This window comes from Paenibacillus gyeongsangnamensis (genome assembly GCF_027533625.1).
GTDB lineage: Bacteria > Bacillota > Bacilli > Paenibacillales > NBRC-103111 > Paenibacillus_G > Paenibacillus_G gyeongsangnamensis.
In genome coordinates, this window is the sequence record NZ_JAQAGZ010000058.1 from 1 (window position 1) to 8,098 (window position 8,098).

Here is an 8,098-nt window from a genome sequence, read left to right on the forward strand (position 1 = left end):
CAGCATGTTTCTCCTTGGCAATGTCGATGCCTATGACAAGAGTGGAAGTGGAAATACGCTCTACACGTTGATTTTGAGCTTTAATTAGTCTAGACTTCATAATAACGCCTCCTAAGGTGAGTTCTGAGGGCCGCAACCCAGTACATACTCATCCTAGCGAGGCGTCCGTTTTTCTGCAAATTGAATCTACTAACACCTACAGGAATGTTAACGGGAGACGTTAGTTCAACAAAGCGAGAAGCAAAATGAAATTAAAAAGGGATTCACATATTATACATGTATAATATGTGAATCCCTTTTTATCTTCTGACCTTTTTATAAATAGGTCTTGATAACAGCTGCAGCTCCTTTATCGTTTGTATAGAGTCCCTAATTCCGCTAACGTATCCATTACAATTTTTTTTGTAACAACGCTTGCAATTAAAGACAATAGAGTGTAAACAACTACAATAATAATGCGGGTCTCAGCTGTCTGTAAATAAACGGACATTGGCAAGAACACAACACTAACTTTCTCACAAGTCTAAACCAAATAAAAGGCAACACATATCATATTTTATACCAAGTGGACGGGAGGTGAAACCATGAAAGGTTCCCTTAGATTGGCACTCAAACGGAGTACAACTATCATTCGTCAACTTATCACGTTTCTCTTCCCTAACATTTTCCCGGGGACATCGGTCATTACCCGATCTTTCCGGGTCACCCGACTCGTAAATACAGGAGAAGTGATCGTGTCCCAACGCCGAGCGACCGGCAGCACCACCACGCCTGTTGTCCGGTATCAATTCGTAAATGCTGTGACCGGCCTACCGGTAACCAACAGCATTACCGTGACGGGGACCCGCATCGTCATCCTGCCTTTCATACTTCCCGCTGGAACTTTCCGACTCAGAATTACCAATGTTGGAACGGGTAGAGTTCGAGTGGAAGGGGTCATCCTCGTTTTTTAAAGGTAACCGTAAAATAGTCCCCACCCTGTCACAAGGTGGGGAATCCTTTTTTTTCTTTATTCGTACAGGATTCAGCCGAAATATGGAACCAGCTTAGAAAGGACATGCATCAGACCATTGAATTTATCGAGGGCTGCAACAATGAGGAACTTTCTCTATTGGCCGAGGATATAAGAGATATTATTACCGAATTTAACGAGACGGAAGAAGGTGAATTCGTCGATTTTCTAAGAGAGATCGCTGAAACGCGCGGGATTTCAGATTTGCTGGAAGAAATTGATGCCGTAGTACAAATCATCAAAACTGAACCATCGTCTTGACGAAGAAAAAGCAAACGTCATTCCGCTGGCGGTACCCCTAAAAGGATCTGACTTCTGGGATATATAAAATGGTTTGTCTGACGATCCAAGACCAAAAAACTGTATACGCTCATTAAGCAGCCAATCGAGTATAATTAATTTGAAGGGGGGGGAACCGATGGCTTTCATTCTTGCTTTAGCGGCATTTTCATTTGTCGCATGGACATACGCCGCGGTCATCAGATTGCGCGAAGGAAACAGCCGCTATAACAAATATGCCCTTGGATCAGGGGTGCTCGTTTACGTCATTTCCAACTTTATTCAAGAATCACTTCACTTTGATTGGAAAATCTATTTCAGCTTGTTCTTTTCGGTCTATTCCTTTGTTGCAATCCCTTTTCATCTGTGGCTGATCATATCGTGGAATAAAGAAAAGAAAAATCCAAGCGAGAACACATAAGCGTTCATGGGGAACACCGTTGATTTGATTACGTGGTCGCTCTCGGTCATGGCTGCCGAAGCAGGCTACCACAGTGCTTCTCCACAGGCCTCTCGCCTTCCTTACGGGACGAATTGTAAAATAAAAACTTCCCCACAACAAGCTGCGGGGAAGTAGACCCTCAGAGATTAAAGCTGCGAAGCACCCTTCTTCTCCGCCTAACTGAACGATTCCGATCGTTGCCACTTCCTTCAAATCTTCTCACCCGAGTTTCACTTCATGATTCCCTCTTAAGTTTTATACATAAATCATAAATCACCTCAATAATATTCAAGGTACTGTTACGAAAGGGGGGGATTCTTTCTTCATTCCGTTTCGTTTGCTTAAATGGCCACCATAGCGCAGGTACCGTTCTACCGGCAACCATCGATCGGGTGCAATAGAATGAATTCTATTATTTAGGAGGGGCTACATGCCAACCGGTTACGAAACTAAAACGGAAATGTATAAGTTTATTCGGGTTGAAGATTATTTTAACGATTATAAATCATGGGATCGTCTGGATCGGGTTCTCTCTCATACCTTCGACGGGAGTAAAAAGATACTGTCTCTCGGATTTCGGAACAGCGATAACCAAAGCTGCCTCATGCTTCTTTATTTCCCCCGCAAAGATACATACCGACTGCGCTTCAATCCAGGAAAAAGCGAATTTGACGATTACACCGTGTATAATACCCGTGCTGTTGTGATGGATACATTCGATCAGCTGTGCGATACAATGGAGGATTTTACTATAGATTATCAGGAGTACAACGACCGCGTTGAGGTTATTTCTAAAGGTCATGATAACAAGCCTTTCTTGAAATTAGAGGTCACCTTAGCTCCGTTTCAAATCCAAGCGTTCAAATTCAATGCTTCAGGAGCGGAGTACCTCGTGCTGTCCGATTCGAATCCGGGGATTTATTACAGCAAAAAAACATACAGCGGCAGTGACAGCGACGATTATGCGATGATTCAAGCCAAAATCAAGCCGGCTTCCGCAAAATATTGCGGCTTCGGGGAGCATGGAGGTGGCAGTTTATATAAAAATGAAGTTCAGCTTACCTACTTTAATTTTGACAACATGATGTCCAAACAAGTTTATAATCAAGGCGCGATGGACGACCGGGAACCTTTGTATCATTCCAATCCGTTTTTCATCGAATTTTACGGAGTACCGGCGGAAGATAGCGTGTACGGGATCTTTGTCGACAATTCTTCCCAAGTATTTATGGATTTGGGCTATTTGAACTCCAAGCAATACATGATCGGCACACGCTTCGGAGATTTGGACTATTATGTTTTCATTGGCGACAGCTGCTCCGATATTATGGATGCTTATTCCTCGATCGTCGGCAGATCGAGATTAAAGCCGCGGTATGCGCTAGGCTATCATCAAGGCTGCTATGGCTACGATACGCGGAAGAAGCTTGAGAATGTCGCGGAAAACTACCGCAAATATCAAATTCCGATTGACGGTTTACATATCGATGTCGATATTCAAAAGGATTATCAAACGTTTACCATTGACGAGAGCAGATTTCCCGATCCGAAGGGGATGTTTACTGGGCTGAGAAACAATGGCTTCATGTGCAGCACGAACATCACACCGATCATTAGCAATAAGGACGATAACTACCTAACATACAGAAGCGGATTGGAGCAGCAGTTTTTTGTGAAGGATCTGCGCCACGGGCCGCTGAATTACGATGGCGAAAGCTATCAAAATTATCAAAGCGGTTCCGAGACCTATTACTTTTTTAAAGATCCGAATTATAACACCGGCAGCCCTTATGTCGGAGAAGTGTACTATGGCGGGGATCGCGGCACTACAGGCCATTATCCTGATTTCGGGAGAAAAGAAGTGCGCGATTGGTGGGGAAAGCAATACAAATATCTTTTTGAAATGGGCTTGGAAATGGTATGGCAGGATATGACGACCCCGTGTATCCGTGATACGCGCGGCGATATGCGTTCTTTCCCGTTCAAGCTGAAGATAACCGATGATTCTGTGAAAATGTATACCCAATCAGATTCCGATTTAGCTGCAAGTAACGAAAATACGACGACGGTCATCAAAGTATGGAACTTATTTTCGTATAATCTTCATAAAGCGACTTACCACGGATTGAACAATTTGGGTATTCCGGGAAGAGAAAACAAGCGTAATTTTATTATCGGCCGCGGCGGTATGCACCGGTTTGCCGGATTATGGACCGGAGATAATGCATCTTCCTGGGATTTTCTGCGTGTCACCCTTCCGCAAGTGTTGGCGCTCGGCATTTCCGGTCAAGCGGTTTCCGGCTCAGACGTAGGCGGATTTGAGATAGAACAGGATTGGGAGCATTGGGCGGATCCGGAGCTGTTTATTCGCTGGACGACGATGGGAGCGTTCCTGCCATGGTTCCGAAACCACTACATCGCCAAAGGAAGGAAATTTTTCCAAGAGCCGTATGCCTATCAGTTCGTTGATCTGAACGCGATTCCGCCGGAAGCACGTTATTTGTATACGAGCGTACTGCCTGTCTGTAAGCATTACATCGAGCTTCGCTATCGCCTTATGCAGCTGTTCTATGATGCGATGTTTGAGAACACAATAAACGGCATGCCGATTTGCCGGACGATGTTCCTGAACGACAGCGAAGATAGAGCTTTGTTTAACGATAAACTGCCGTTTTTGAACAACCAGTTTTTTGTCGGCAAAGACCTGCTGATTGCGCCGGTGCTCGAAAAGCAGTCGAAGGATAATGCGAACGGCAAGCGTGATATTTACCTCCCCGAGGGCAGCGATTGGTACAGTTTTAAGGATAACCGCTCCCCGCTCAGTCCGGCAGTGGAGGGAGGTGGTGAAGTTCGCGGCTTCGATGCGCACATCGATGCCAATGAGGATCATATCGGCTACATCGTTCCGATTTATGTTCGTTCCGGGGCGGTTATACCGACAATCGAGCTGGAGCAATTCGTCGGTGAATTGAACGCTAAGCAGCAGCCGAACCCGGTTACGTTGAACATGTATCCAGGCCAATCCGGTCAATATACTATGTTCCTTGACGATGGGGTCAGTCGGTCTTCGGCACCTGCAGGCGATCCGCAAAGCGGTTCCGATCCATTGGCCAAAAGTGAGTATAGGGAAACCAGGATCTCACATAGCTACACTCTCCCGAATGTGCGGGAGATCGAGGTCAATCGCATACACGATAATTTTACCCCGCAGGAGAACTATTTTTTTGTTGCAATTTTACATGACCCGGGAGAAATGACAGGCCAATCCGGTCCTCTGAAATCGGTGGAGGTATCTGGACAGCCGGCTGCATTCATTTCCGGCGGAACAACGGAAGAGCGGGCCGATCACTTGAGAAACGCGAGCTCAAACGCTTGGTATTATAACGAAAATATCCGAATCTCCTTTATGAAAGTATTCGACAACAGCAGTTCGATCTCGATAAAAGCTGAATATTTGGCATAATGCTGCGGTTGCAGCCGGTCTTTCGGGCGGAAATATCCATATCGGGAGGAATTCGTAAATGCAAGTAAAAGACCTGGGTTTGGCTACGCCATATTTCGAACAGCAGCTGGTGGAGGATCACCGCAAGGACGGCTACTGGATTGAGGCGCTCGATATCGACAAGGACGGTAAACCCGATCTGATCGGATACGGTTTAGGAGAAGGGGAAGTTGGCTGGTACGAAAATCCGGGCTGGGAAAGAACGCCGATTGCCAAGCTGGAGGGACCTGTCGGAATGCATTATGCCGATGTGAACGGCAACGGATTGCTTGATGTCATCATCTGTTACCAATATGGCAAAACCATGATCGATTGCGATCCGGACGGTGGGAAAATCATTTGGATGGAAAATCCGGGTAATAAAACGGAGGAGTGGAAGCATCATTATATCGGACGCGCTACGGCGATGCACCGTTTGAAGGTCGGACATTTCACGCAAAACGAACGTCTGGAAGTGCTTGCGCTGCCGATCGTCGGTAAGCCGCAAGCGGTTCACTCGGATGTTCCGGTGCTGCTGTTTACGCAGCCGGAGGATGTTTACAGTGCAGAACAGTGGGAAGGCACGATTATTGACGATTCGTACTTTCATGTGATCCATGGCGTGACGGTGAAAAATTTCGAGTCCAAATCCGGTATGAAGCTCGACTCTGTACTGCTGGCTACGCAAGAAGGAATTACGTGGCTGTATTACGATTCGGATGAGCGGAAATGGCAAAAGGTGCCGATCGGCGCCGGCGAATTGGGCGAGGAAAGCAAAACCGGCTTTAAAGGCAGCGGTGACGTGGATACCGGCAAAATCGGCAGCGATTCGTTCGCTTACATTGCCGCAGTAGAGCCGTTTCACGGCAATACGATTGCCGTTTACTGTAAGCAAACTGATAACGAGTTGACAAAAATTACATGGAAGAGGGTCGTATTGGACGTTTATGGTGATCCGAACCAGCTGGGAGAAGGACCGGCTCATTTCGTTGTATGCGCCGACTTCGATGGAGACGGGGATGACGAGTTCCTTGTCGCGCTGCGCGGTCCGGTGCCGTGGCAAGGCGTGGTCTACTATAAAGCGATCGATGTTAAGAATGGCGTATTTGTCAAATGGCACGTTTCCTCTGCTTCGGCAGCCAGAATTGCCGTTGCCGATTATGATGGAGACGGACGATTGGATTTTGCCACGATCGGGTATTCCGTGAACGGTTATTATACAGCGGACGACTCGCAAATTTCAGTGTACTATAACCGGTTCGCTGAAGCTCTTAGGGGCAATGTGAAATAAGTCCATGAAATCCAGGAAGGATACGGTGATTAGTGTTCAATGGAAAATTCAATTCATCATGCGAATAGCGGATCAGAACAAACGGAAGTGCCGATAAACAGTATAAGAAGGTTGTCGTTTTCGGATCGGCATATCGATGCTGTGCTTATCGAAAATGTGCGGGATTACTATATCCAAGAGCGGACCATCGTTGTCAATCCCGGCATGACCGATGCGATCGTTGGTGAATCCCCGGAAAAGGCGGTTAAGCCTTTAACGTCCGCCATTCTGAGAGAAGTAAGCATTAAAAGCGCCGACAAGCTGGTGCTTTTGATTGTTACCGATACGACCAATATCGGAAACGTCATCTTGGAGCCCGGCTGGGTCGCTGTCAGAGAGCTTGTTCCGGCGCTGAAAGATACACCGCTTTGGCGGTCGCCGCAGGACAGCATCGGTACGGTGGATTTTGACCCTTATGTGATAACCGGACAGAGCAGCGAACCAATCAGGAGGGATACGTTTCTTGTCAAAGTAAATGTGTGGTTTGCCACATCGAACAGCAACTGCGCCATTCACAACCAGCATGATTTTATCGAGGTTCATACGCAAATTTACGGCTATGGCCGCATGCAAAAATTCAAGGAGCAAGATTTCGCCACGCTTTACGAAGATATGCAGATGAGCCCGGGATTTACAACGCCCGTACCGTTCTGCAGTATAGAACAGGGTACTAATTCGAAGTATGTATATCCATGGCATCAATACTACGCGGATACGGACTGCATTTGGCTGGCTGTGGAATATCATCCTTTGAAGTAGGCAAGAGCCGTACGCCATTTTGAGTATATACATAGATCGACCTCACTTAGTCTTCTTGGCCAGGTGGCGGGCGGTCTTTTTTTCTACGACAGCAAAATTAGCTAACAATATATCTCTGCCCATTCTTGCTCCATCTTGGCCAGATATGCGTCAGGGTCTCGATTAAAGCGTCTTCGCTCCACATTTACGAGGTTTTAAGTATTCATGATCTCCCAGAACCTCAGGCATCATGGAGCGAGATTTTTTATTTAGCATCATAGGTATTGGGGCTCGTTTGAGAAAACTGCGGAAATCAGTGATAAGGTGGAACTTGCATATAAAAGCGATGGGAATCTTAATAATTGCAATCTTATTGAATTAAGAACAGAACTCTTTATGATCGCACGTGGATGTCACCACAGGGGGGATCGACCCGAAGGAGATTCCTTAAATTACGTCCATGCCTTAGTTGAAGCCATGTTATTGCTGAAAATAATAATGAGATGCCACAGGACTAAACTGGATTAAGCTAACGGAAACGATAATTCAATGAAGCAAGGAGCAGTTTGCCAGTGGCAGGCTGCTCCTTGTTCCATTAAAGTAAACATTCCTGTTAGTCCTAAGAAATGGACTTTGAAAAAAAAGGAGCGCCTCGGTATGATGGGTCTGTCAACGGGTTAAACCCAACACCATCAAGGAGGCGCTCTTTTATGAAGTTTAAACAATCAGACGCTCAAAATCAACGGATCGAACGAATTTCCACCACTCACCTAATTGTGGGAATCGATATAGCGAAAGAAACCCATGTAGCACAAG

6 protein-coding genes are annotated in these 8,098 nt (G+C 46.2%); all 6 read left to right on the forward strand.

Going from position 1 to position 8,098, the window contains the following annotated elements:
• Nucleotides 1-734: 734 nt before the first annotated feature.
• The 6 genes from O9H85_RS37150 to O9H85_RS37175 all read left to right on the forward strand — a co-directional run bounded on the left by O9H85_RS37150 (nt 735) and on the right by O9H85_RS37175 (nt 7,303).
• Nucleotides 735-953: a hypothetical protein gene (locus O9H85_RS37150; protein ID WP_269886341.1), complete on the forward strand. Its 219-nt coding sequence runs from the start codon at nt 735-737 to the stop codon at nt 951-953.
• 104 nt (nt 954-1,057) lie between these two features.
• Nucleotides 1,058-1,273, forward strand: a complete 216-nt coding sequence (locus tag O9H85_RS37155) for a hypothetical protein (protein WP_269886342.1) — start codon at nt 1,058-1,060, stop codon at nt 1,271-1,273.
• Nucleotides 1,274-1,430: 157 nt separating this feature from the next.
• Nucleotides 1,431-1,712 (forward strand): hypothetical protein, encoded by a 282-nt coding sequence (locus O9H85_RS37160; RefSeq protein ID WP_269886343.1) that lies wholly within the window; start codon nt 1,431-1,433, stop codon nt 1,710-1,712.
• A gap of 451 nt (nt 1,713-2,163) precedes the next feature.
• Nucleotides 2,164-5,196, forward strand: a complete 3,033-nt coding sequence (locus O9H85_RS37165) for a TIM-barrel domain-containing protein (protein ID WP_269886344.1) — start codon at nt 2,164-2,166, stop codon at nt 5,194-5,196.
• A gap of 58 nt (nt 5,197-5,254) precedes the next feature.
• A complete protein-coding gene (locus O9H85_RS37170) occupies nt 5,255-6,505 on the forward strand; it encodes an FG-GAP repeat domain-containing protein (RefSeq protein ID WP_269886345.1) in 1,251 nt (416 codons plus the stop codon).
• A 39-nt stretch (nt 6,506-6,544) separates the two neighbouring features.
• Nucleotides 6,545-7,303, forward strand: a complete 759-nt coding sequence (locus O9H85_RS37175) for a hypothetical protein (RefSeq protein ID WP_269886346.1) — start codon at nt 6,545-6,547, stop codon at nt 7,301-7,303.
• Nucleotides 7,304-8,098 lie beyond the last annotated feature (795 nt).

Excerpts from the sequence above, each read along its gene's own strand:
- O9H85_RS37175 (WP_269886346.1), top strand. The coding sequence starts at position 6,545 with ATGGAAAATTCAATTCATCATGCGAATAGCGGATCAGAACAAACGGAA.
- O9H85_RS37165 (WP_269886344.1), top strand. The coding sequence starts at position 2,164 with ATGCCAACCGGTTACGAAACTAAAACGGAAATGTATAAGTTTATTCGG.
- O9H85_RS37155 (WP_269886342.1), top strand. The coding sequence starts at position 1,058 with ATGCATCAGACCATTGAATTTATCGAGGGCTGCAACAATGAGGAACTT.
- O9H85_RS37170 (WP_269886345.1), top strand. The coding sequence starts at position 5,255 with ATGCAAGTAAAAGACCTGGGTTTGGCTACGCCATATTTCGAACAGCAG.
- O9H85_RS37160 (WP_269886343.1), top strand. The coding sequence starts at position 1,431 with ATGGCTTTCATTCTTGCTTTAGCGGCATTTTCATTTGTCGCATGGACA.